Below are 24,659 nucleotides of genomic sequence, written 5' to 3' on the forward strand. Positions count from 1 at the left end.
TGGGGTGGATCGGGGGTTGTTGCGGAGGGTTGGGGTGGGGGCGGGGGTGGTGCTCGGTTGGGGTGGGCGCTGCTCCATCCAGGGTGTGCCAAGGGAGCGGGCGGGCGGCATGGGTGGTGTGGGAGTCACCCCATGGTGATTGTGGACAGTGGCATAGTCGGTGGGGGTTGTCGCTGGCGTCGGGAGGTCGCGTGGTCGACGACGGTGGGTTCGACGTGTTGGGGCCGTTGCGGGCCCACCGGCTCGGGGCCGCGCTGCCGGTGCCGGTCGGGGTGCAGCGGGTGGTGCTGATGACGTTGCTGGTCGCGCGGCGGGCGGTCACCGGGCGGCACCTGCTCGACCTGGCGTGGCCGGACTCGGTGCCGCCGTCGGGGATGAAGGCGGTGCACGTGGCCATCTCCCGGCTGCGCGGCTGGCTGCGCTCGGCGTTCCCCGGCACCCACATCACCCGCGACAACGACTCCTACCGGCTCGACCTCGGTCCGTGGACCCTCGACGCCGACCGGTTCGACCACCTGGCCTGCCGCGGCATGGACCGCACCGCCGCCGCGGTCGTCCGGGTCCGCCACCTCGCCGCCGCCCTGGCCATCTGGCGCGGCCCGGTCCTCGACGCTCACCCGGTCGCCGCGGATTTCCCCACCACCGCGGGATGGGATCTCACCCGAACAGCCGCGGCCTGCGCCTTGGCCGACGCCGCCATCACCTCCGGCAGCCACCTGGTCGCGGTGCCCGCCCTCGCCGCCCTGGCCATCGAACGCCCGATGGACGAGGCGGTCTACGCCAGCTGGGCGCACCTGCTCACCACCTGTGGCAGACAGGCAGAGGCGGTCGCCGTCCTCAACACCATCCGCGCCCGCCTGGTCGACCACCTGGGCCTGGAACCCGGCCCGGTCCTGCGCGCCGCGCTCCAGCAAGCCCTGGCCCGCCCACTCCCCGAAGCCCCCTGCACCCCCACCTGCGTCTCGGCCGACTGCTGACCCGACCGCACTCGGCGCGCCAAACCCGGTAGCACCAACCGGCCCGCACCAGGCTGTCGAACGCCGCACCGATAGGTCCTTTATGGACTCGATCGACACGCGAACGGCCCAGGTCGCCCCGGGGAGGGTGACCTGGGCCGCTCGCCGCAACGGGTCAGTCGGTGATGGTGAAGCCCGCGTAGCGGCCGTCGGGCTCGGTCTGGGTGGTGGACCAGACCTGGCGGTCGGTGCCGGTGGCGAAGACCTGGAGGCGGCCGTCGACGTTCACCGAGACCGCGGCGCCGCTGGCGAAGCGGCCGCCCAGGGTCACCGGGGCGGTGAACTTGCCGGAGCCCGCCTCGGTTTCCACGACGGTCCAGATGGCGTTGTCGGAGCCGCGGCCGAAGACGCTGAGGCGGCCGTCAGCCTGGCGGCTGGAGGCGAACTGCTCGGCGGCCCAGTCGCCGCCCACGCGGGTGTAGCTGCCGAACGGGCCGCTCGGCTCGGTCTGCGGGAGTTCGTAGAGCGCGTTGTCCAGACCGCGCACGAGCAGGTGCAGCAAGCCGTCCACGCCCCGCTGCACGGCGGGCGGGGTGTTGATGGCACCCCCGATGTAGGCGTAATCGGCCTCCCACGCGCCCGACGCCACGGCCTGGGTCTTGACGTACACCGCGTCACCGCCGCCCCGGACGACGGCCACCAGGCGCCCGTCCGACTGCGCGGCGACGGCCGGGGACCCGATGATCCCGCCGCCGAGGTTGGTCCAGGTGCCGGTGGTCGAGTCCGGCCCGTCCTGCTTCCACACCCACAGCTCGCCGATCGTCCCGCGCACCAGGGCCGACAGCGACCCATCGGCGTTGCGGGCCACCGCGGGGTCGTCGGTCAGGCTCCCGCCGATGCGCAGCCACGGCCCGAAGGTCCCGGCGTCGGTCTGCGCGCGCCACCACAGCGCGTTGTCCGTGCCGCGCGCGAACACGACGAGGTGTCCGCTGGCGTCGCGGTCCGCGACCGGTTTGCCGCCCAGCTGCCGGTTGCCGATGTTGCGCCACCCGTTCCAGCCGACCCCGGGAACGGCCTGGGTGTCGTACCAGAGCGACCGGTCCGAGCCTCTGGAGAAGACCACCAGCTTGCCGTCGATGTCCCGGCCGACCGCGGGGGTCAGCGTGGCCACCGGGCCGTAGTCGGCGCTCAGCGGCTTGTTCTGGACCGCTCCGGCGGTCCCGGCCACCCCCACCGCCACGGTGGCGGTGGTGACCGCGGCGATCAGCGCCCGACGCAGCAACGCGCGCATCTCGATCCTCCTGCCCGTTCCCCGAGGGGGCATGTCCTGCCCGTCGACTCCCGGGGAGCGTTCGCCGCCGATGCTGTCCACCGCCGTTTGCCCGGTGCTTGCGCCGGGCTTGCGCGGCGCTGATGCCGTTGCGGGACAACCTGTTCGGAGGCCCGGTGGTGACCGGGTGTGCGCGCCGGACCGCCGTTCGGGTGCGCGCGCACACAACCGGTGCCGTCGCACTCGACTGCCTGGCCCGGCTGAGTACGGTTACCCAGGACACTCCGCGACCCCGCGGGTGCCTGCGCGCGAGGGACGGGCGATGAGCGACACGCGAGTGGACGGCGCTCACGCTGGGGCCACCGAGGAGAGACGGGGCGACTCCTCGCACGGCGTCGGCGAGTTGGAGCTGCGCGGATTGCTGGCGGGCCTGACCGCGGTGCGCGACGGCGACTTCGGCACTCGGCTGCCGGACGGCGCCGATGGTCTGCTGGGCGAGATCGCGACGGTGTTCAACGGCATGGTGGACCAGCTGTCGCTGTTCACCTCCGAGGTCACGCGCGTGGCCCGTGAGGTCGGTACGGAGGGCAGGCTCGGCGGCCAGGCGGACGTGAAGGGCGTGTCCGGCACCTGGCGGGACCTGACGGACTCGGTCAACGCCATGGCGGGCAACCTGACCACCCAGGTGCGCGACATCGCGCAGGTGGCGACGGCGGTGGCGAAGGGCGACCTGTCGCAGAAGATCGACGTCGATGCCCGGGGCGAGATCCTGGAGCTCAAGGACACCGTCAACACGATGGTCGACCAGCTCTCCGCGTTCGCCGACGAGGTCACCCGCGTGGCCCGCGAGGTCGGCAGCGAGGGCAGGCTCGGTGGTCAGGCGCAGGTGCCGGGCGTTGGTGGCACGTGGCGGGACCTGACCGACTCGGTGAACTTCATGGCGGGCAACCTGACCAGCCAGGTGCGTGACATCGCGCAGGTGGCGACGGCGGTGGCGAAGGGCGACCTGTCGCAGAAGATCACGGTCGACGCGCGCGGGGAGATCCTGGAGCTCAAGGACACCGTGAACACCATGGTGGGGCAGCTCTCGGCGTTCGCCGACGAGGTGACGCGTGTGGCCCGCGAGGTGGGTAGCGAGGGTCGGCTGGGCGGTCAGGCGCAGGTGCCGGGCGTTGGTGGTACCTGGCGGGACTTGACCGACTCGGTGAACTTCATGGCGGGCAACCTGACGGCGCAGGTCCGGTCCATCGCGCAGGTGACGACCGCTGTCGCGCAGGGCGACCTGTCCCAGAAGATCACGGTGGATGCCCGGGGCGAGATCCTGGAGCTCAAGAACACGATCAACACGATGGTCGACCAGCTCTCCGCCTTCGCCGACGAGGTCACCCGCGTGGCCCGTGAGGTGGGTACCGAGGGCATCCTCGGCGGCCAGGCGGACGTCAAGGGCGTGTCCGGCACCTGGCGCGACCTGACCGACTCGGTGAACTTCATGGCGGGCAACCTGACGGCGCAGGTCCGGTCCATCGCGCAGGTCGCCACCGCCGTCGCGCGCGGTGACCTGTCCCAGAACATCACCGTGGACGCCCGGGGCGAGATCCTGGAGCTCAAGAACACGATCAACACGATGGTCGACCAGCTCTCCGCCTTCGCCGACGAGGTCACGCGAGTCGCCCGTGAGGTCGGCACCGAGGGCAGGCTCGGCGGCCAGGCGGACGTCAAGGGCGTGTCCGGCACCTGGAAGGCGCTCACCGAGTCGGTGAACGTGATGGCCGACAACCTGACCGCGCAGGTCCGGTCGATCGCGCAGGTGACCACGGCGGTGGCCAAGGGCGACCTGTCGCAGAAGATCCGGGTCGACGCGCGCGGCGAGATCCTGGAGCTCAAGGACACCATCAACACGATGGTCGACCAGCTCTCCGCGTTCGCCGACGAGGTCACGCGCGTGGCCCGCGAGGTCGGCACGGAGGGCAACCTCGGTGGCCAGGCCACGGTGCGGGGTGTGTCCGGCACCTGGAAGGGCCTGACCGACAACGTCAACGTCATGGCATCGAACCTGACCGGCCAGGTGCGCTCCATCGCCCAGGTCGCCACCGCCGTGGCCAGGGGCGACCTGTCGCAGAAGATCACCGTGGAGGCCAAGGGCGAGGTCGCGGCGCTGGCCGGGGTCATCAACGTCATGGTCGACACGCTGTCCGCGTTCGCCGACGAGGTCACCCGGGTGGCCCGCGAGGTGGGCACCGACGGCAGGCTCGGCGGGCAGGCGCGGGTGCCGAACGTGGCGGGCACCTGGAAGGACCTGACCGACAACGTCAACTCGATGGCCAACAACCTGACCAGCCAGGTCCGCAACATCGCCCAGGTGACCACCGCGGTGGCCCAGGGCGACCTGACCCGCAAGATCGACGTGGACGCCGCAGGCGAGATCCTGGAGCTCAAGACCACGATCAACACCATGGTCGACCGGCTCTCGTCGTTCGCCTCCGAGGTGACCCGGGTGGCCCGCGAGGTCGGCACCGAGGGCAGGCTGGGCGGCCAGGCCGAGGTCGAGGGCGTGTCCGGCACCTGGAAGCGGCTCACCGAGAACGTCAACGAGCTGGCCGGGAACCTCACCAGGCAGGTCCGCGCGATCGCCGAGGTGACCAGCGCGGTCGCCGAGGGCGACTTGACCCGCTCGATCAGCGTGGACGCCTCCGGTGAGGTCTCCGAGCTCAAGGACAACATCAACTCCATGGTGGAGTCGCTGCGCCAGTCCACCCAGGCCAACCAGGAGCAGGACTGGCTCAAGTCGAACTTGGCGCGCATCTCCGGGTTGATGCAGGGCCACCGCGACCTGACGGTGGTCGCCGCGCTGGTGATGGACGAGCTGGTGCCGCTGGTCGGCGCCCAGTTCGGCGGGTTCTACCTGGCCGAGGAGCTGGCCGAGGAGGCCAGCGGCTCGGGCCTGCGGCTGATCGGGTCCTACGGGCACCCGGACGGGCCGGGGGAGCGCCGCTTCGAGCAGGGCCAGTCGCTGGTCGGGCAGGCCGCGCGCAGCAGGCGGACCATCGCGGTGGACGACGTGCCGCCGGGGTACGTGCGGATCACCTCCGGGCTCGGCCAGACCGACCCGACCTCGGTGCTGGTGCTGCCGATCATGGTGGAGGACCAGGTGCTCGGGGTGATCGAGCTGGCCTCGGTGCACCGCTTCACCCCGGTGCACGTGGCCTTCCTCGAACCGCTCATGGAGACCATCGGCGTCAACGTCAACACCATCGTCGCCAACGCCCGCACCGATGCCCTGCTGCAGCAGTCGCAGCGGCTCACCGAGGAGCTGCGGGCCCGCTCGCAGGAGCTGCAGGTCCGCCAGGACGAGTTGCAGTCGTCCAACGCGGAGCTGGAGGAGAAGGCGGTGCTGCTCGCGGTCCGCAACCGCGACATCGAGACCAAGAACCTGGAGATCGAGCAGGCCCGCCAGGAGCTGGAGGCGCGCGCCCAGCAGCTGGCGCTGGCCTCGAAGTACAAGTCGGAGTTCCTGGCCAACATGAGCCACGAGCTGCGCACCCCGCTCAACAGCCTGCTGATCCTGGCCCAGCTGCTGGCGCAGAACCCGACCCGCAACCTCTCCGCCAAGCAGGTCGAGTACGCCGGGATCATCCACTCCGCGGGCTCGGACCTGCTGCAGCTGATCAACGACATCCTGGACCTGTCCAAGGTCGAGGCCGGGAAGATGGACGTCTCGCCGGAGCGGGTCGCGGTCCGCCAGCTGCTCGACTACACCGAGGCCACCTTCCGGCCGCTGACCACCCAGCGGGACCTGGGGTTCCGGGTCACCGCGGCCGCCGACGTGCCCTCGCACGTGTTCACCGACGACTCGCGGCTGCGGCAGGTGCTGGGCAACCTGCTGTCCAACGCGGTGAAGTTCACCGAGACCGGCGAGGTGGAGCTGGTCATCGAGCTGGCCGACGCCGCCGAGCTGCCGCCTGCCGCGGCCGGGAACGGGCCGGTGGTGGCGTTCCGGGTGAGCGACACCGGCATCGGCATCGCCGAGGACCAGCTGGAGTCGATCTTCGGCGCGTTCCAGCAGGCCGACGGCACCACCAGCCGCAAGTACGGCGGCACCGGGCTCGGGCTCTCGATCAGCCGGGAGATCGCGCACCTGCTCGGCGGCGCGGTCACCGCCCGCAGCGTCCCCGGGCGCGGCTCGACGTTCACCCTGTACCTGCCGGTGAGCAGGCCGGACTACGAGGCGGCCCGGCCTGCCGAGATCGGGCCCGCCGAGCAGACCGACCTGGCGCCGCGCCGGTTGCTGGTGGTCGAGCAGCGGGCCAGGGGCCTGCTGTCGCTGGTCGCCGAGAGCGCCGTGATCGACGTGACCGGGGAGCTCAGCGAGCACCGGCCGATCGAGCTGGTCACCGCGGTCGGGCTCCAGGAGGCCGCCGCGGCGCTGGCCGGGGGCGCGTTCCACTGCCTGGCGCTGGAATTGGACCTGCCCGACGACGCCGCCTCCAGGTTGCTGCGCGACATGACCGCCGACGCCGCGCTGCGGTCGGTGCCCGTGCTGGCCTACCACAACCGGCGGCTGGCCCCCGAGCAGGAAGCGGCGCTGCGCGAGGGCGGCGGCACCCGCAGGCTGGAACTGCTCTCCAGCCTCGACGAGCTGCGTGAGCGGATCGCGCTGCACCTGACCGCCGCCGACCCCGCCGAGGTGCTGCCCCTGGTGCGGCCGCACGAGCAGGTGGTCGAGGCGCCCCGCCGCCCGGACGCGCGGCTCGCGGGCCGCAAGGTGCTGGTGGTCGACGACGACGCCCGCAACGTGTTCGCCCTGACCAGCATCCTGGAACTGCACGGGATGCGGGTGCTGCAGGCGGAGAACGGGCGGCGCGGCATCGAGGTGCTCGGCGAGCACCCGGACGTCGACCTGATCCTGATGGACGTGATGATGCCCGAGCTCGACGGCTACGCGGCCACCGCGTCGATCCGGGCGATGACCCAGCACGTCGACCTGCCGATCATCGCGGTCACCGCCAAGGCCATGCCGGGCGACCGGGAGAAGAGCCTGGCCTCCGGCGCCAACGACTACGTCACCAAACCGCTCGACGCCGACGAGCTGATCGCCCGCGTGCACCGCTGGCTGGGCGACTGAGCATGGCGCAGGACACCACCCGGGAGCTGCCGGTGCCCGAGAGCCGCCGCGAGGACGTCGTCGGCAGGCTCGCCGCGACGGTCGACCGGCTGCGCGCCCAGGTGCGGCACACGCACGACGCCACGGCCGGGCGGACGCTGCTGGAGCTGGCGACCGGGGTGCTGGTGGAGCGCCTGGGCTGCGGGCCCGCCGCGGCGGCGGCGCAGCTCGCGTCGTTGGCCCGGCGGGCGGGGCGCTCGCAGCTGGAACTGGCGGCGGAGATCGTCGACCAGGCGGCGCGCGACGAGCTGACCGAGGCGGCGCGGCGGCCGGTGGTGGACGCCTCGGCGGAGCCCGAGGGCGAGGTCGCGGTCCGGTTGCGCACGGCCGAGAGCGGCGCGTTGGCGGCGAGCGACACCCAGGCGGTCGCGGTGTCGTTGCTGCGGCACGCGCTCGTCCCGCTGGGCGCGGTCGGGGTGGCGGTGTGGCTGGCGGGGGGCGACTCGTCGCTGACGCTGGCCGGGTGCGCCGGGTTCGCCGACGACGAGTGCGGCCGGTGGCGGTTCGTGCCGCCGGGGGTGGCCGTGCCCGCCCGGCTCGCGTTGGCGGAGCGGGACGTGGCGTGGGTGCCGTCGCTGTCGGCGGCGGGGTTGCCGTCGATCGGGCAGCGCGACCTGCCGGACGGGGCGCGGGCGGCGATCCCGGCGGGCAGCGGTGGCCGGGTCCTCGGGGTGCTGGAGGTCTGCTGGCCAGGGCCGATGGAGCGGCCAGCGGCCAGGGTGTGGCGGCAGTTGGAGGCGCTGGCGCAGTTGTGCGCGCGCACGTTGGGCACCGCGGCGGCCGAGGCCGACCCGGGTGGGCGGTCGGAGTTGGCCGATCTCGCCGACAGCCTGCGGGACCCGGCGCTGGTGCTGCGGCCGCACCACGACGCCGCGGACCGGGTGGTCGACTTCCGGATCGCGCACGTGAACCCGCGCTACACCGACCCGGGTGGTCGCCCGCGCGACGAGGTCGTCGGCGCGCTGCTGCTGGAGGTGTACCCGATGGCCGCGGTCGACGGCGGCCTGTTCGAGCGGGTGGAGCACGTGTACGCCACCGGTGAGCCGTTCCGGGCCGACCGCGTGGACTTCACCGCGCTGGTCGAGCAGGTCCCGCTCACGGCGGCGCTCGGCGTCGGGATCAGCCGGGTCGGCGCGGCCGTGCTCCTGGTGTGGCACATCGAGGACGAGGCGACCCGGCTGGCGAACCTGCTCCAGCACGCGCAGCGGCTCGGCCGCATCGGCGGGTTCGAGGAGAACCTGGTGACCGGCGAGATCGCGTGGAACAGCGAGCTGTTCGCCCTCTACGGCCTGCCCGCCTCGGCGAAACCGGTGCCGGTCGAGCAACTGGCCCGGCACGCGCACCCGGACGACGCGGTGCTGATCGGCCGGTTCCTCCGCACACTGTTGCACCACAACCGGCCCGCGTCGACGGCGTTCCGGTTGCGCAGGCCGGACGGGGTGGCCAGGCACATCCGGGTGATCGCCGAGCCGGTTCCCGGGGACACGCCCGCGGTGCGCGGCGCGTACCAGGACATCTCGGCGCAGCACTGGACCGAGGTCGCGCTGGCGGCGACGCGGGAGCAGTTGGCGCACAGCGAGCAGGAAGCGGTCGAGCGCACGCGGCTCACGTTGCAGCTCCAGCACGCGATCATGCCGCCCGCGCAGAACACGTTGCAGACCCCGCACCTGGATGTGGCCGTGCGGTACCGGCCCGCGGAGAAGGAACACCTCATCGGTGGCGACTGGTACGACGCGGTCGTGCTGCCGTCATCGCAGATCCTGTTGTGCGTCGGGGACATCGCGGGCCACGGCATCGAGGCGGCGACGAGCATGGTGGTGCTGCGCAACGCCTTGCGAGGTCTCGCCGCGACCGGGGCCGGGCCCGCGCAGTTGCTGACGTGGCTGAACCTGGTCACGCGCCACTTGACCGACCACGTGACCGCTACTGCTGTGTGTGCGTTGTTCGACCCCGCAGACAGCACCTTGCGTTGGGCACGCGCTGGTCACCTACCGCCCGTGCTCATCCAGGGCAGCACCGCGACCACGCTGCCCCTGATCACCGGCCCCCTGCTGGGCGGCCTGGCCAACCCGGTGTACGAGGAAGCCCACCTGTCCCTGGTCCACCGCGACACCCTGCTCCTCTACACCGACGGCCTCATCGAACGCAAAGACCGCACCGTGGAGGAATCCCTGGCCCGCCTCCTCGCCACCGCCGCCCGCGCCACGTCCACTTTGGACCAGCGCCTGGACCGCCTCCTCACCCACAGCAACTCCGACACCGACGACGACACCTGCATCGTCGGCGTCCAACTCCGCCACCCCTGACCGGTTGCCCGACGCGGTCGCGGGCGCCGACGAAGGTGTCGGCGCCCGCGGTGCGGTCAGTCGGCGAGGAGCCAGAGCCAGTAGCTGCCCTTGCCGTTGGAGCCGTGCCAGTCGCAGCGGTAGTCGTAGACGTTGCTCGCCTCGGTGTAGTAGCGGCCCGCGTTCTCGCAGGAGTACTTCTTGTTGAACCTCTCGCCGGTGTCGTGCCACGCCTTGGCCACCTCGCCGGACGTGGTCGCCTGGCTCGTCGTCGCGGTGGTCAGCGCGGCGAGTGCGACCAGCGTGGAGATCAGGATCGCGCGCATTGCTCCCCCTTGCCGTGGTTGCTGGATCCGCCCTGGTGGGCTGGTTCCAGTGTTTCGAGCACGTGCGGGGTGTGCGATGCCCATTCGCGCACGGGTCGTGCCGATCCGCGCAGACCCGCGCGGTAGTCGCTGGGCGGCTGCCCGTAGGTGGCGTGGAACAGCCTGCTGAAGTGCGCCGAGCTGGCGAACCCCCACCGCGCGGCGACCGTGTGCACCGGCTGGTCGCGCAGCAACGGGTCCACGAGGTCCCGCCTGCACCGGTCCAGGCGCCGGTGGCGGATCCACGCCGCCGGTGAGGTGCCGCGGGCGGCGAAGAGCTGCTGCAACCTGCGCAACGAGATGTGGTGGGCGCGCGCCACGGCCTGCGGTGTCAGCGCGCTGTCGCCGAGCGCGCGGTCGATGAAGCCGTCGATCCGCACGACCAGGGCGCGTTCGCGGGCCTGCTGGGTCAGCGCCGCGCCGCCGCCGACCGGCTCGGCCATGGCGGCGGCGAGCAGGTCGACGGTCATCGAGGCCAGCGGAGCCGCGTGGTGCTCGGCGAACTGGTCCGCGCGGCTCGTCAGGTCCACCAGCCACCTGGCGAGGGTGCCGCCCATCCCGTGCCGCGCGTCGAACGGCACCGCGGTGAGCCCGCGGACCACGGAGTCCGGCAGCGGGAGCCGCGCCCTGGGCACCTGCACCAGGACCGATGGCGACATCGGGTGGCACGACCGCAGGGCCCGCAGCGGGCGCGAGGTGTCGTACACCGTGAACTCCCCGGTGCCGACGGCCGCCTCCCGGTCGGCCTGGTCGATCACGGCCGCGCCGGACAGCATCATGTTGACCTGGTAGGCCTCGGGGTCGGACCGGCGGATCAGCCGTGTCGGCCTGCGCACCCGCAGCGAGGGGAACCGCAGGGCGGAGACCTGGACGTCACCGAGGGTGAGCACCCGCATGGACGCGGCGAAGCTCGACACGTCGTCGGCGGTGGCGAACACCGGGGTGAGGGAGTGGGCGCCGAAGGCGAGCCAGCTGTCGAACCGGTCGCCCGGCGCCACGGTGTCCGTGCTGAACTCGGTGACCATGCCGAACTCGCCCAGCACCGTGTCTCCTCGACCGCGACGCAAGCCAGCCTGTCTGGCCCGAACTTACCGGAATGCCAGGGGAATCGGCCACTCACCTGCCGGGTGGTCACGCTTGTGGTGGGCCGTTCCGGTCGGTGCTTGCCCTGTCTCGCGCCCGGGATGACGGTCCGTGCCGCGACCGGGACGTGATCTCACGGTCCGTGCTCGGCCCGTCCGGGAAATCGCGCTGGTTTCCGCCGCCGGGCTCGCCTAGGTTTGGTTAGGCAATCCTTAGCGGAATGGTGGGCTATGACGGCGGTGGACGAGGGGTTCGCGGCTCGGCTGCGGGCGGGTACCCGGGACGAGCACGAGCGGGCCGAGCGGTCGGTGTTCGTCGAGGCGTTACTGGGCGGGGCCCTGGGGCGTGAGGCCTACGCCGGGCTGCTCGCGCAGAGCTACCTGTTCTACGACGTCCTCGAGGCGGCCGGTGAGTCGTGGCGGGGGGACCCGGTGATCGGCGGGTTCGTCATCGATGGGCTGTTGCGGCGGGATGTGCTCGCGCTGGACCTGGACTTCCTGCTCGGGCCCGGCTGGCGGGACGCGCTCGAGCCCCTGCCCGCCACGCAGTCCTATGTGGACCGGCTGGTCGAGGTCGGCTCCACCGATCGCGGCGCGTTCGTCGCGCACCACTACACGCGCTACCTCGGCGACCTCTCCGGCGGTCAGGTCGTCCGCCGCCGCATGCAGGAGATCTACGGGCTGACCGACGACGGCGTGCGGTTCTACGTCTTCGACCGGGTCACCAAGCCCAAGCCGTTCCGCGACCACTACCGGGCGTTGCTCGACGGGGCGCCGTGGCGTGATGACGAGCGCGAGTCGCTGGTGGCCGAGGCCAACCGGGCGTTCCAGCTCAACCGCGCGGTGTTCGACGATCTGGCCACTGTGTACTGCTGACCCGGCCGATAGTCCTTGCTTGACAAGGGGTTCCGCCACGGAACCCCTTGTCCGCGCGCCCGGATTCCACACAGGACAGTGTGTCGGCCGTCGCTCTTGTCAAGCGTTGAACAATCTAGTTAGGCTAGCCTCGCCTAACTACGACCGGGCTCGGGGGCGCGCGGTCCCGCGCAGGAGGAAACGCACATGGCAAGACCACACGCGGCCAGGGCGGTCGCCGTGGGCGCGGCGGCACTGCTCGCCGCCACCGTCCTCGGCGCCACGCCCGCGGCCGCCGCCACCGCGACCGTCACCGACGCGACGTTCGTCTGGGGTCTGAGCGGGTACGCCCAGGTCGGCGTCTTCGGCCCGTGGAACATCAAGGACCTGACCGGGAACGCCGCGCTGCTCACCGGTTCGGTGTCGGGCGGCGCGCAGACCCAGTACGTCGTCGCCCCCGCTCCGGCCACCTCGATGCCGGTCTCCTCGCCGCAGAAGACGCCCAACGCGGTCAGGTTCACCGCGGGCACCGGCACCGTCGACCCGGCCACCGGCGCGGGCCGGTTGTCCTTCACCGGCAGCTACACCGTCAACGCCTACCCGCCGCAGTTCAACGCCCCCAACGAGGTCTACGAGAACCCGGTCGTCACCGTGGCCGCTGACGGCTCCGGTTCGCTGACCGCGGAGTTCAGCCTCGGCGCGGGCATCGACGTGTCCGGCAACCCGACCCCGGCGCAGGACTTCGGCCGCCTCAGGCTGGTCACCTTCGACGCGGGCTCGCTCAGCGGCCTCACCGCCACCGGTTTCCGGGTCACCCCGGACTACCAGGGCACCGAGGTCACCGTGCCGGACGGCACCGCGCAGAACCGCACCTGCGCGGGCGGCCAGTGGGGTTCGTGGGCTCCGGAGTTCGTGACCACCGTGCCCGTCGCGGTCCGCCCGCACTTCTACTCGACCGGGTGCGGCGGCAGCCAGGACTACAAGCCCGCGCTGCCCTTCGACATCGGCTACACCGTGGCCACCACCCCGGACCCGCAGCCCTCCGCCACCGAGCAGGACGTCCGGGTGACCGTCCCGCAGGTGGTCCAGCCGGGCGAGTTCGTCTGGACGATCGACGGCACCAACGGCCTGGTCGACCTCGGCACCGCCGTGGCCGCCGGTGACCACTACCAGGCCACCGGGTCCATCAACCCGGTCCGGGTGACCGACACCCGCGCCGGTGCCCCCGCGTGGTCGGTGTCCGCGCAGGTCAGCGACTTCGCCGCGAACGGCACCTCGTTCGACGGCAAGTACCTGGGCTGGACGCCGAAGGCCACCGAGAACACCGGCGGCGCGGTCGCCGGTGCCGCCGTGGCCCCGGGCTTCGACGACGGCTCCGGCCTCAAGCGGCCCGCGACGCTGGGCAGCGCGGCGCTCGACCACGCGAAGGGCTCGGTGCTGCTCGGCGCCGACCTGAGCCTGAAGGTCCCGGTGAGCGTGGGTTCGGGGACCTACGACGCCACCCTGACCCTCACCGCACTGAGCTAGTCACCCCGGTTGTGGGCACCGTCGCCGCCGCGGTGCCCACAACCGCCCTCCCCGGACTGGATCCCCACCATGACCCGCATCCTCGCCGCGGTCACCGCCGCGGTCCTGCTCGCCCTGGGACTGCCCGGCCTGGCCGCCGCGCAGAACGTCACCTGGGGTGTGCGTCCCGCCGACTCCGCCCTCGGCGCGAACCGGCCCAACTTCGCCTACTCCGTCGCGCCCGGCGCCGCGTTGTCGGACGCGCTGCTGGTGAGCAACCACGAGCAGCGCGCGCTGACCTTCGCCGTGTACGCCGCCGACGCCTTCACGACCTCGTCCGGGCAGCTCGACCTCAAGCCCGCCAACGACACCTCCACCGGCGCGGGCACCTGGGTGCGGTTCGACACGCCCACGGTGACCGTCCCAGCAGGACAGACGGTCACCGTCCCGTTCACCGTCGCGGTCCCCGCCACCGCCACTCCCGGCGACCACAGCGGTGGTGTCGTCACCTCGCTGCGCGTCGAGTCCGGCTCCGGCATCACCGTCGACCGGCGCCTCGGTGCCCGCATGCACCTGCGCGTGGCCGGGACGCTCACGCCCGCCGTCGAGGTCCGCGGCCTGGAGGTCGAGTACGACGGCACGCCGAACCCGGTGGGCAAGGGCACGACCAGCGTCAGCTACACCGTCGCCAACACCGGCAACACCCGCGTCGCCGCCACCCACACCGTGCGCCTCGACGGCCTGTTCGGCTGGTTCGGCACCGACGCGGCCGTCGAGCCGATCCCGGAGCTGCTGCCGGGGGAGAGCGTCACCCGCAAGCTGAGCGTGGGGTTCGTGCCCGCCGGTCGGGTGACCGCCGCGGTCGCCGTGACGGCCTCGGTTCCCGGTGGCGCACCGTTGCCGCAGGTGACCGCGACTGACGGGGCGTTGGCGCTTCCCTGGGCCGTCGCCGTGTGCCTGCTGCTCGTTGTGTGCTTGCTGCTCGCGTTGCGCGCCAGGGCCAAGGCCCGGGCAGCGGGGGAGCAGAAGCGCATCAAGGCCGCCGTCGCCGCAGCGTTGCAGGAGCGTGAGGCTTGATGCGGGTCCTGCTGCTCCTCGCGCTGCTCGTGCTGACGGGGTGCTCGTCCCCGCCCGGCGGCGCGGGACACGTCCCCGCCCAGGCCGGGGAACGCCCGCCGCTGTCCGCGCTGACGGCATTGCCCGACCCGCGGTCGTACCAGGGTCCGACGACGGCCTTGGTGGCGCACAACGACATCGTGCCGGTCGACACCCCGACGCCGCGGTTGCCGGTGACCGTCACCGACTTCCAGGACACCTCGGTCACCGTCACCGACGCGAGCCGCGTCCTGGCGCTGGACGTGTCCGGAACCCTGGCCGCGACCGTGTTCGGGCTCGGGTTGGGCAGCCGGGTGGTCGGTCGGGACATCTCGACCGGGTTCCCCGCCGCGAAAGATCTACCGCTGGTGACGGTCAACGGGCACCAGCTCAACGCCGAGGCCATCCTGCGCCTGCGGCCGTCCGTGGTGCTCACCGACACGACCCTCGGCCCGTGGGACGCGGTCCTGCAGCTGCGCGACGCCGGGGTGCCGGTCGTCGTGGTGGATCCCAAGCGCGCCATGGACACCAACGTCCCGATCGTCCGCGCGGTCGCCACCGCCCTGGGCGTGCCTGAGGCGGGTGAGTTGCTGGCCAGGCGCATGGAGTCCGAGATCGCCGACACCGTCGCCCAGATCAAGCGCCTCGCCCCGGCCGACCCCGCCCGCAAGCCGCGCGTCGTGTTCCTCTACCTGCGCGGCCAGGCGGGCGTCTACTACCTGTTCGGCAAGGGCTCCGGCGCCGACTCCCTCATCCAGGCCCTCGGCGCGGTCGACGTCGCCACCGAGGCGGGCATCGACGGCATGCGCCCGATCAACCCCGAGGCGCTGGCCAAGGCCAGACCCGACGTCATCCTGATGATGACCAACGGCCTCGCCTCGGTCGGCGGCGTCGAGGGCGCCCTGACCGCCCCCGGGTCGCCCAGACCCCGGCCGCGAGCAACCGCCGCTTCGTCGACATGGCCGACTCCGTCGTCCTCGGCTTCGGCCCCCAGACCGCCGCCGTCCTCGACGGCCTGACCCGGGCGCTGTACGCGCCGTGACCGCGCGGACGAGGGTCGTGGTGCTGTTCGCGGTGCTGGTGACCGCGCTGGTGGTGGTGTCCGTGGTGTCCGCCGGGGCCGGTCAGTACGGGCTGCCGGTGTCGGACGTGGTGCGCGCGCTGCTGGACAAGCCGCTGGCCGACCCGTTCGCCGAGGGCGCGCTGTGGGCGGTGCGGTTCCCGCGGGTGGTGATGTCGCTGCTGGTGGGCGCCGTGCTGGGGGTGTGCGGGGCGTTGATGCAGGGCAGCTTCGGCAACCCGCTGGCCGAGCCGGGCGTGGTGGGGGTGTCGTCGGGCGCGGCGGTGGGGGCGTGCCTGTCGATCGTGTTCGGGTGGACGTTCCTGGGGGCGTTCACGGTGCCGGGCCTGGCGTTCGCGGCGGGGCTGGTCACGACGTTCTCGGTGTACGCCCTGTCCCGGTCCTCGGGGCGGACCGGGACGGTGTCGATGATCCTGACCGGGGTCGCGGTGAACGCGGTCGCGGGGGCGGTGGTGGCGCTGCTGATGTTCATCGGCGACCAGGCCGCGCGGGAGCAGATCGTGTTCTGGCAGCTGGGATCGGTGGCGGGGGCGCGCTGGTCGTACGTGTGGGTCGCGCTGCCGCTGGTGGCGATCACAGCCCTGGCGTCACTGGTGGTGGCCCGCCGCCTGGACCTGCTGTCCCTCGGCGACCGCCAAGCCCGCCACCTGGGCGTGGACGTCGAACGCCTGCGCCTCGTGGTGATCTGCGCGGTAGCCATCGGCGTCTCGGCAGCGGTGTCCTACGCCGGGATCATCTCCTTCGTCGGCCTGGTCGTCCCCCACCTGGTGCGGATGGTGGTGGGACCAGGCCACCGGGTCCTGGTACCCGCCAGCCTCCTCGGCGGCGCCGTCCTCCTCGCCGCCGCGGATCTACTGGCGAGGACGGCGGTGCGGTACGCGGACCTCCCGATCGGAATGGTCACCGCCCTGATCGGTGGCCCGTTCTTCTTCTGGCTGCTGCGCCGCAATCGCACCAAGGCGGGGGGTTGGGCGTGATCGCTGGTGCTGGGCGGCTGAGCGGAGTCGATCGAGGATCGTCGGGTGCGATCGCCACCGGATGGCTTGGTGTGTGGCGGTTGGTGGGCAATGGTGCCTCGCTGCTGTCGCGACGACACAGCGTTGTCGGCGTCGGTGGTTCCGTTGCGGTACTGGGGCTGATCGGCGGGGTGTCATCTTCGTTGCCGCGCCGCAATCGCACTAAGGCGGGGGGTTGGGCGTGATCGCGGCGGTGGGGGTGAGTGTGCGGGTGGGGGGTGCGTTGTTGGTGGATGACGTGTCCTTGGAGTTGGGGGTGGGGGAGGTGTTGGTGTTGGTCGGGCCGAATGGGGCGGGGAAGTCGACGTTGTTGGGGGCGTTGGCGGGGGATGTGGCGGTCGCGGGTGGGGAGGCGGTGTTGGACGGCAGGGGGGTGGGGCAGTGGCGGGCCGTGGAGGCGGCGCGGCGGCGGGGGGTGTTGGTGCAGCAGAACTCGGTGTCGTTCCCGTTCGACGTGCGGGCGGTCGTGGAGATGGGGCGGGCGCCCTGGCGTGGCACCGACGCGGAGGATGAGGACGAGGTCGCCGTCGCGAGTGCGTTGGCGGACACCGGGGTCGAGCACCTGGCCGACCGCGCGTACCCGACGTTGTCCGGTGGTGAGCAGGCCAGGGTGGCGCTCGCCCGGGTCCTCGCGCAGCGCACGCCCGTCATCCTGCTCGACGAACCCACCGCCGCCCTGGACGTCCAGCACCAGGAACTGGTGTTGTCGCTGGCCCACCGGCACGCCGGGAACGGCGGTGGCGTGCTCGTCGTCCTGCACGACCTGAGCCTCGCCGCCGCCCACGCCGACCGCGTGGCCGTGCTCGACCGCGGGAAGCTCGTCGCCATCGGGCCGCCCGCCGAGGTCTGCACCGCCGACCTGCTCAGCGCCGTCTACCGGCATCCCGTCGAGGTCTTCCCGCACCCGCGCACCGGCGCCCCCGTCGTGCTGCCCGTGCGATCCCGAGAGGAGCAACCGTGACCTTCAGGACGCTCGCAGTAGCGGCCGCCGCCCTGGTCGCCGCCGCACTACTGCCTGCAACGGCGGCAGCCACTGCCCGCGTGAGCCTTTCAGTGTCCACAGCGGACCCCGATTACGCCACACCCGTAGAGGTACGCGGCACCGGTTTCCAGTCCGTCCCCAAGGCGCACGGCGGGATCTACGTCCTGTTCGGCTGGGTGGACGGCGGGACGTGGCAACCGAGCAAGGGCGGCGCCGCCGGGTCGACCTACCGGTACGTGCAGGACAGCGAGGCCAAGAACAACAACGGCTTCCAGCGGTTCGTGTCCTTCCCCGGCAGCGACACCGCGGCCAGCGCGAACGGCGGGGTCGTCGCCCCCGACGGCTCCTGGAGCGTCCGGATGATCATCCCCGGTGCCCGGTTCAAGGCCGTCGACCGGTCCGGGAACACCACCGAGGTCGACTGCGCGCGGGTGACCTGCGGCGTCATCACCATCGGTGCCCACGGCGTGGTCAACCCGACCAACGAGACCTTCACCCCCGTCCGCTTCGCCGCCCCCACCGCCGGTCAACCCCCGGCCACGCCGACCGGCGCCCCGAGCACCAACGCGGTACCCGGCACCGCCGCCCCGCTGCCCGCCCGGTCCGCCACCCTCTCGGCCGCCGCCGGGGTCGTCGCCGCCGGTGCCACCGTCGCGGTCACCGGCTCCGGGTTCGCCGCCGACGAGCAGGTCACCGTCGTGCTGCGGTCCGACCCGCTGTTCCTGGCCCCGGCCAAGGCCGACGCCGCAGGCGCGGTCTCCTACCAGGCCGCGATCCCCGCCGACGTCCCCGCCGGCGCCCACACCCTCGAGTTCACCGGCGCGAAGTCGGGCGCGGTCGGCACGGTTCCGCTGACGGTGTCCGCCGCCGTTCCCCCTGCCGCGGCCCAACCCGTGCAGCCAGCAAGTTCGACTGACGGGCTGGGTTGGTGGCCCATCGCGGCCGCCCTAGGTGCCGTCGCGTTGGTGGTTGTAGTGATTGCTTTGCTGCGCAAGCGAAAGAAGGTCGAGGCATGAGCGTTTCCCTTGTCACCGGCGCGATGCTGCTGGCGGTGCTGACCCCCACCAGCGCGCCGGTCACGACTACCACAGCGACGCCCCCGGTCCAGTCGGTGCGGGAGACCACGACAACGCCGTCAACGACAACATCGGCGCCCGGCTGCGACCTCAACCAGGCCAACGCGCGCAAGGGCGACCTGGTGTGGGGCTTCAAGAAGAGCTTCCGGCAGTACGTGGGCGTCGGCCTCGCGGGCGCGACCGGCAACTCCATCACCGCCACCAACGGCGCCACCATCACCGCCCTCGACGAGGTCGTCCGCGACGGCGTCCCCAACCCGGCGGGCATCCCCACCGGCGCGTACCGCTTCACCTTCGACTCCGCCGACTACACGAGCCCCACCCGGTTCACCTCCCGCTACCGCGGCACCGTCGCCTTCTCCTACCCCGCGCACTTCTTCACGCTGCTCCTGTCCGACCCCTGGGTGACGACCGCCAACGGCACCGCCACCCTGCACGCCGACATCGAGCTCAAGGCCACCCCCGGCGCCCCCGCCCAACCCGCCAACCTGCCCGACGTGGCCCTCGCCCGCCTCACCCCGCCCGCGGCCACTGCCGTCAACGGCCTGCTGACCTGGCCCGACGTCCCCGCCACCCTCACCAGCTCCGAGGCGTTCGCCGGCTTCTACCAGGCGGGCGCCCCGCTCGACCCCCCGACCATGACCCTCGCCGCCGACTGCGCGACCACCCCAACGGCGCCCCCCACGGCGAACCCGGTCATCCCCACGGCGACAACCTCGACCGAGAACCTCATCCCGGTCGCCCGCTTCCGCCCCACCCCGGACCTGGCCTCTACCGGCGTAGACGCGGAGCACGGCCTGTGGGCAGGCGTGGTCTTGTTGTTGGCAGGACTGGCACTCGTCCTCGCCGCGTACCGCCCGCGCCGCACCTGATCGCTCAGCGGTTGATGTGCTGGCCAAGACCACCGTCCACTGTGAATCGTTCGCCGGTGGTGAAGGTGGCCTCGAACGCGAGGAACAGAACGGCCGCGGCGACCTCGTCCACCGTGCCGTGGCGCTGCATCGGGGTGATCTCGTCGCCCTGGCGCATGAACGCGGCGCGCTGCTCGTCGGTGATACCCGGGACACCCATCGACGGCGTGTCCACGAAACCGGGAGCCACCACGTTGACCCGGATCCGCCGAGGCAACAAGGCCGCCGCGATCCCACGCGCCAGTGCCATCACCGCCGCTTTCGCCCCGGCGTAGGTGACCATCGCCGAAATGCCACCGACGTCGGCGATGGAGGACGTGAACACGATCGCGCCGCCGTCGTTGACCAGCGGGGCGAGGTGCTGGACGGTGAAGAACGCGCCCCGGGTGTTGACCGCGAAAGTGCGGTCGTAGGACTCCTCGGTGACCTGCTCGAACGGGTCCGACATCGCGAACCCCGCGTTGTAGTGCACGAGATCCACCCGCCCCAACTTCTCACCCACGACCGCGGCCAACTCCTTGTTGGCAGCCACACTCGTCACATCCGACCGCACCACACGCGCCCCAACCTCCCGCCGCGCCGCCTCGACGGTGCCCTCGTTGTTGCCGGTGAGCAGAACCTCCGCACCCCCGGCAACCAACCTCTCCACGACCGCCCTCCCCATACCGTGCGTCCCACCCACGACAACGGCTTTCTTGCCCGCATAGCTGTGCACGTTCGATTTCCCCCTGGATTCAGACGCATCTGCCGTGCGTCAACGTATCCAGAGGACTTGAATAGCATCAAGTACGCACAATGAAGTAAGTACCCCAGCGACCGCAGTGCGCACTTACTCGCCCTCGCCCGCACTTGACCGCGTGCGAGTGTCCCGGCAGCGTGGTGCTGCCGGGACACTCCTCACAGGACTAACCGGACCTGGTCACCGTCCGGAAGGGGGTCAGCCGAGCAGTCGGGCGTCGTTCCAGCCGGTGCCGTAGACCGTGCTGGTCCAGCTGGCGCCGGAGAGGTTCCACTCGACCAACCTGTTGTCGGTGCGGGCGGTCACGAACCGCGTGGAGTTGACACCCGCGGCCAGCCTGACGTCACTCCAGTTGCCGGTGATGAGGTAGCTGTTGTAGCTACCGGTACCCCGCACCCAGCGGCGCGCGCCGCCCGAGGTGTCGATGCTGAGGAAGGTCGCGTCGTCCAGCCCGGTGATCAGCTTCAGCGGGGAGGGCGAGAAGTAGATCCCCTGGCTCTCGTAGCTGTGGTTGCTCGACGGGGACTTCCACTCCTCGAGGGTGTAGGAACCGGTCAGCGCCACGAACCGATCGGTGGCGAGCCCGGCGATCGAGGTGACGCTGCTCCAGCCGCCACCCACCCGGTAGCCGTTCCACCCGGCCGACGGCGTGTACTTCCAGTCCCACAGGGTGCCGTCCGTGCGGATCTGGACCAGTTGGGTGGTGCTCAGGCTCGCGATCAGCCTGGTGTTGTCCTCACCCCAGCCCGGCCCGATCAGCTGCGGCTGGTAGCTGCCGGAGGTCTTGTCCCAGCGGACCAGTTCGCCGTTCTGGCGGACGACCAGGAAGCTCTGGGCGCCGGTCGCCGTGGGCGAGTACGTGGGCTCTGTCGGTGCCGCGGTCGCCGAGCCGACAAGGCCCAGGGACGCGACCATGGTGAGCAGGGCGGCGAGCGCCATGCGCAGTCTCACGGTAACTCCTCTTCGGTTGTCCACCCGACGGCACGGGAGGGGTGGTGGACGAACAGAGTCGGCTGGGGCAGCCGCCGTCGTGAACCCCCGTCGATCCCCCAGATCGCGTGTGCTGCAACGCGATTCCCACGGTATCCACGGGCACCATCGGCTCGACATCGGTTCGCCGGCACCCCGGTGATAGCGGGGATCAGCCCAGTGCCTGGGCCAGTTCCGCCGCCTCCGCGACCTCCATGTCCTCGAACAACGCCAACGCCTCCCGCCAGTGCGCGTCGGCCGCGTGCGGCTCGTCGACCGCCAGCACGTCCCCCAGCAGCCGCAACGCGCGCGCCTCCCCGAGCCGGTGCCCGGTCTCGCGGTGGACCTCCAGGGCCCGCCGCGCGTGCTGCCCGGCGAGGTCCTGGTCGCCGAGGTCGAGGAAGGTGCGCCCCAGCGCGACCAGGGCCCGACCCTGGCGGCCCCGGAACCCCACCCGGTCGGTCAGCGCGAGCGCCTCCCGGCCCAGTTCCAGGGCTTGCTCCGGGCGCCCGGCCGCCCGGTGGGCGTCGACGAGGCCGATCAGCGCGCTCACCTGCGCCCGCCGGAACCCCAGGTCGCGGGCCTTGGCCAGGGCCAGCGCGTGGTGTTCGAGGGCGTTGTCCGGTAACCCGACGCGCAGCGTGGCCGCGCCGAGCGTGTTGTGCGCCTCCGCCACCTGCCGGGGGTGACCGGTGGACTCGGCCAGCCGCAGCGCCCGGCCCGCGTGCTCGATGGCCCGGTCGGTGTCGCCCTGGTCGAGGTGGACCCTGGCCAGGCTGTCGAGCACCTCGACCTCCGCCTGCCGCGACCTGGTGCGGCGCAACACCACCAGCGCTTCCTCGAACATCCCCCGCGCCTCGCCGAGCCTGCCGAGTTCCCAGTACGCCGACCCGAGGTTGACCATCATCGTCGCCACCCTCGCCTCCGTGCCCGAGGCCCGCTGCAGCACGAGGGCGCGCTCGTAGCAGTCGACCGCCCGGTCCAGCGCGCCCTGGTCCTGCAAGGTGCAGGCCAGGTTGTTCAACGCCGAGGACACCAACCGGTCGGACCCGATCTCCTCCGCCGTGGCCAACGCCTTGTCGTAGTGCTCGACGGCGCTGGGGTAGTCGCCGAGGCTGGCGTGCATCGTGCCCAGGCTCAACCGCATCGCGGCCATCGCCTCGACGTCACCGGCCGTCGTCGCCGCCTGGAGCCCCGCCCGCGCCGACGCCCGCCACGAGGTGGTGTCGGACTGGACCCAGAAGTACCCGCGCAGCGCGTCGGCCAGCAGCCACGCGGGTTGGTGCGGGCCGTTGGTGGTCACGTGGCACACGACGGCGGCGATGTTGACCCGCTCACCGTCCAACCAGGACAGCGCGGACCCGTTGTCGGTGAACGCCCCGGTCGCGCGCGGCGCGGCCAGCCTGGTCATCTCCGGGTAGAGCACGTCCGCGGCGTGGCCTGCGACCCCGACGTACCAGTTCAGCAGCCGCTGCACCACGTCCTCGCAGTCGCCGGCGGAGTCCTCGACCTTGGCGCGTTCCACGGCGTACAGGCGCAGCAGGTCGTGCAACTGGAAGCGGCCGGGCAGCGTCTGCTCGATCAGGTGGCTCGTGGCGAGCACCCGCAACAGGCCCGCCGCCTCGTCCTCGCCGATCCCGGCGATCACGGCCGCGCTCTCGGCGGTGACGTCCGGCGTCGGCGACAACCCGCACTGGCGGAACAACCGGCGCGCCTCGGGGGTCAGCGCCGCGTAGGACAGGTCGAACGCGGCGCTCACCGCGACGTCCCCGATGACCGTGAGCGCCCGCAGCCGGTCGCGCCTGGTCAGTTCCCGCACGTAGGAGTCGATGCTGCCCTCGACGTTGGCCGCGGCGATCCGCAGGGCCAGCGGCAGCGCGCCGCAGGCCTCGATCAGGCCGGTCACCGCGTCCGGCTCCGCCGCCACCGCCGCGCCGAGCATCTCGGTCAGCAACCGCCGGGCCTCGGTGTCGGTCAGCACCCCGACCGACACCTTGCGCGCCCCGTGCGTCACGGCCAACCCGCGCATCTCGTCGCGGCTGGTGATCAGCACCGCGCACCCGGAGCCGGACGGCAGCAGCGACCGGACCTGCTCGGCGCCCGAGGCGTTGTCCAGCACCAGCAGGGTTCGCTTGTCCGCCAGCAGCGCTCGCAGCAGGTTCGACTGGGCGTCGACCTCCAGCGGGACGCGTTCCGGTGCCACGCCGAGGGTTCTGAGCAGTTGCGCGAGCGCCTGCTCGGCCGTTGTGGACGGTCGGGTCGAGTAGCCGTGCAGGTTCAGCAACAGCCGCCCGTCCGGGAACCGCTCGTGCAGCCGGTGCGCGAGGTGCACCGCCAGGGCCGTCTTGCCCACCCCGGGCGGACCCACGACGGCCACGATCGGCATCGCGGTGCCCCGGGGCGTGAGCAGCTCGGCGACCCGGTCGACCAGCTCGTCGCGGCCCACGAAGTCCGGCAGGTCGGGCGGCAGCTCGACGTGCGCGGCGGTGGCGGGCGCCGGGTCCGGCGCGGGTGGTTCGTCGAGCATGTCCTGGAACAGTTGCCGCAGCTCAGGACCGGGGTCCACGCCCAGCTGGTCGGCGAGCACCGCCCTGACCTGGTGGTACGCCGCCATCGCCTCACCCGCGCGACCGGCCCGCGACAGCGCCCGCACGAGCAGCGCCCACAGCCGCTCCCGCAGCGGGTGCTGCGCGGTCAACGCCCGCAGTTCCCCGATCACCTCGTGCCGCCCCGCCGCGAGGTCCAGCTCGACCCGCCGCTCCACCGCCGCCAGCCGCAACTCCCACAACCGCGGCACCACGCGTTCGCGCACCGCCTCGATGTCGACGTCCACCAGCGGCTCACCCCGCCACAACGCCTCCGCGGCCCGCAGCAGGTCCGCCTCCTGGGCGGGTTCCGCGGTCCTCGCCCGCTCCAGCAGCCGCTCGAACCGGGTCAGGTCCACCGCCGCCATCAGCCGGTACCCGTCCGCGGTGGTCTCGATCGACTCCGCGCCCAGCACCCGCCGCAGCCGCATCACGTAGATCTGCACCGTGTGCCGCGGGTTGCCCGGCGCGTGATCGCCCCACAGCCACCCGACCAGCTCCTCGGTCGACACCGCCTCACCAGCCCGCACCGCCAGCGCCCCGACCAGCGCCCGCAGCTTCCCCGCGCCGACCCCCACCACGACCCCGTCGACCAGAACCTCCACCGGTCCCAGAACGCGAACCTCACCGTTCCCGGCCATTCCCGACCCCCAGTCCGATTGCCCGTTGATCTTCACCAACCCCGGGCGCGCCCGGAACCTTCCGGTGGACCACCCCGACGACCG

Annotated in this window: 17 protein-coding genes; 11 read left to right on the forward strand and 6 right to left on the reverse strand. The window is 72.2% G+C overall.

The features are described from left to right. Nucleotides 1-191 precede the first annotated feature (191 nt). Nucleotides 192-977: an AfsR/SARP family transcriptional regulator gene (locus BMY07_RS01460; RefSeq protein WP_092774554.1), complete on the forward strand. Its 786-nt coding sequence runs from the start codon at nucleotides 192-194 to the stop codon at nucleotides 975-977. Nucleotides 978-1,131: 154 nt separating this feature from the next. Here BMY07_RS01460 and BMY07_RS01465 read toward each other — a convergent pair whose 3' ends face one another. Then, nucleotides 1,132-2,247, reverse strand: coding sequence for a DUF8189 domain-containing protein (locus BMY07_RS01465; RefSeq protein ID WP_092774555.1), 1,116 nt, complete (start codon nucleotides 2,245-2,247; stop codon nucleotides 1,132-1,134). 640 nt (nucleotides 2,248-2,887) lie between these two features. On the opposite strand from BMY07_RS01465, the gene BMY07_RS01470 reads away from it, so the two are divergent. Beyond that, the gene (locus BMY07_RS01470; RefSeq protein ID WP_177215409.1) at nucleotides 2,888-7,348 is read left to right on the forward strand and encodes a HAMP domain-containing protein; all 4,461 of its coding nucleotides are present in this window, start codon (nucleotides 2,888-2,890) and stop codon (nucleotides 7,346-7,348) included. Between the two features lie 2 nt (nucleotides 7,349-7,350). Beyond that, entirely contained in the window at nucleotides 7,351-9,693 is a 2,343-nt protein-coding gene (locus BMY07_RS01475) for a PP2C family protein-serine/threonine phosphatase (RefSeq protein ID WP_092774556.1), read from the forward strand. A 56-nt stretch (nucleotides 9,694-9,749) separates the two neighbouring features. Here the strand turns inward: BMY07_RS01475 and BMY07_RS01480 are convergent, their stop codons facing one another. Next, entirely contained in the window at nucleotides 9,750-9,998 is a 249-nt protein-coding gene (locus BMY07_RS01480) for a hypothetical protein (RefSeq protein WP_092774557.1), read from the reverse strand. Further along, nucleotides 9,983-11,080, reverse strand: coding sequence for a helix-turn-helix domain-containing protein (locus tag BMY07_RS01485; protein WP_092774558.1), 1,098 nt, complete (start codon nucleotides 11,078-11,080; stop codon nucleotides 9,983-9,985). Before BMY07_RS01485 ends, BMY07_RS01480 begins: the two co-directional genes overlap by 16 nt. 270 nt (nucleotides 11,081-11,350) lie before the next feature. Here BMY07_RS01485 and BMY07_RS01490 point away from each other — a divergent pair, with 270 nt between their 5' ends. The 8 genes from BMY07_RS01490 to BMY07_RS01525 all read left to right on the forward strand — a co-directional run bounded on the left by BMY07_RS01490 (nucleotide 11,351) and on the right by BMY07_RS01525 (nucleotide 19,602). Next, a complete protein-coding gene (locus tag BMY07_RS01490; protein ID WP_092774559.1) occupies nucleotides 11,351-11,995 on the forward strand; it encodes a biliverdin-producing heme oxygenase in 645 nt (214 codons plus the stop codon). Between the two features lie 186 nt (nucleotides 11,996-12,181). Next, entirely contained in the window at nucleotides 12,182-13,501 is a 1,320-nt protein-coding gene (locus tag BMY07_RS01495) for a hypothetical protein (RefSeq protein ID WP_092774560.1), read from the forward strand. 69 nt (nucleotides 13,502-13,570) lie between these two features. Next, nucleotides 13,571-14,557, forward strand: coding sequence for an Fn3-like domain-containing protein (locus BMY07_RS01500; RefSeq protein ID WP_092774561.1), 987 nt, complete (start codon nucleotides 13,571-13,573; stop codon nucleotides 14,555-14,557). Beyond that, on the forward strand, nucleotides 14,557-15,594 hold the full coding sequence (locus BMY07_RS01505; protein ID WP_245782123.1) for a heme/hemin ABC transporter substrate-binding protein: 1,038 nt from the start codon (nucleotides 14,557-14,559) through the stop codon (nucleotides 15,592-15,594). The genes BMY07_RS01500 and BMY07_RS01505 overlap by 1 nt, the downstream gene beginning before the upstream one ends. Nucleotides 15,595-15,613: 19 nt before the next feature. Next, the gene (locus BMY07_RS01510) at nucleotides 15,614-16,633 is read left to right on the forward strand and encodes a FecCD family ABC transporter permease (RefSeq protein WP_245782124.1); all 1,020 of its coding nucleotides are present in this window, start codon (nucleotides 15,614-15,616) and stop codon (nucleotides 16,631-16,633) included. Nucleotides 16,634-16,865: 232 nt separating this feature from the next. Beyond that, nucleotides 16,866-17,633, forward strand: coding sequence for a heme ABC transporter ATP-binding protein (locus BMY07_RS01515; RefSeq protein ID WP_281245025.1), 768 nt, complete (start codon nucleotides 16,866-16,868; stop codon nucleotides 17,631-17,633). Further along, nucleotides 17,630-18,670, forward strand: a complete 1,041-nt coding sequence (locus tag BMY07_RS01520) for a hypothetical protein (protein WP_092774563.1) — start codon at nucleotides 17,630-17,632, stop codon at nucleotides 18,668-18,670. Before BMY07_RS01515 ends, BMY07_RS01520 begins: the two co-directional genes overlap by 4 nt. Then, nucleotides 18,667-19,602 carry an HtaA domain-containing protein gene (locus tag BMY07_RS01525; protein WP_092774564.1) on the forward strand — a complete coding sequence of 312 codons (936 nt, stop codon included), beginning with the start codon at nucleotides 18,667-18,669 and terminating at the stop codon, nucleotides 19,600-19,602. Before BMY07_RS01520 ends, BMY07_RS01525 begins: the two co-directional genes overlap by 4 nt. Nucleotides 19,603-19,606: 4 nt before the next feature. Here the strand turns inward: BMY07_RS01525 and BMY07_RS01530 are convergent, their stop codons facing one another. From BMY07_RS01530 to BMY07_RS01540, 3 genes are all read right to left on the reverse strand, one after another. Further along, nucleotides 19,607-20,356 carry an SDR family oxidoreductase gene (locus BMY07_RS01530; RefSeq protein ID WP_092774565.1) on the reverse strand — a complete coding sequence of 250 codons (750 nt, stop codon included), beginning with the start codon at nucleotides 20,354-20,356 and terminating at the stop codon, nucleotides 19,607-19,609. 222 nt (nucleotides 20,357-20,578) lie between these two features. Further along, entirely contained in the window at nucleotides 20,579-21,331 is a 753-nt protein-coding gene (locus BMY07_RS01535) for a hypothetical protein (RefSeq protein WP_143073296.1), read from the reverse strand. Nucleotides 21,332-21,521: 190 nt separating this feature from the next. Next, a complete protein-coding gene (locus BMY07_RS01540; protein ID WP_177215376.1) occupies nucleotides 21,522-24,539 on the reverse strand; it encodes an AfsR/SARP family transcriptional regulator in 3,018 nt (1,005 codons plus the stop codon). Between the last annotated feature and the right edge of the window lie 120 nt (nucleotides 24,540-24,659).

This window comes from Actinokineospora terrae, assembly GCF_900111175.1.
GTDB classification, from domain to species: Bacteria; Actinomycetota; Actinomycetes; order Mycobacteriales; family Pseudonocardiaceae; genus Actinokineospora; species Actinokineospora terrae.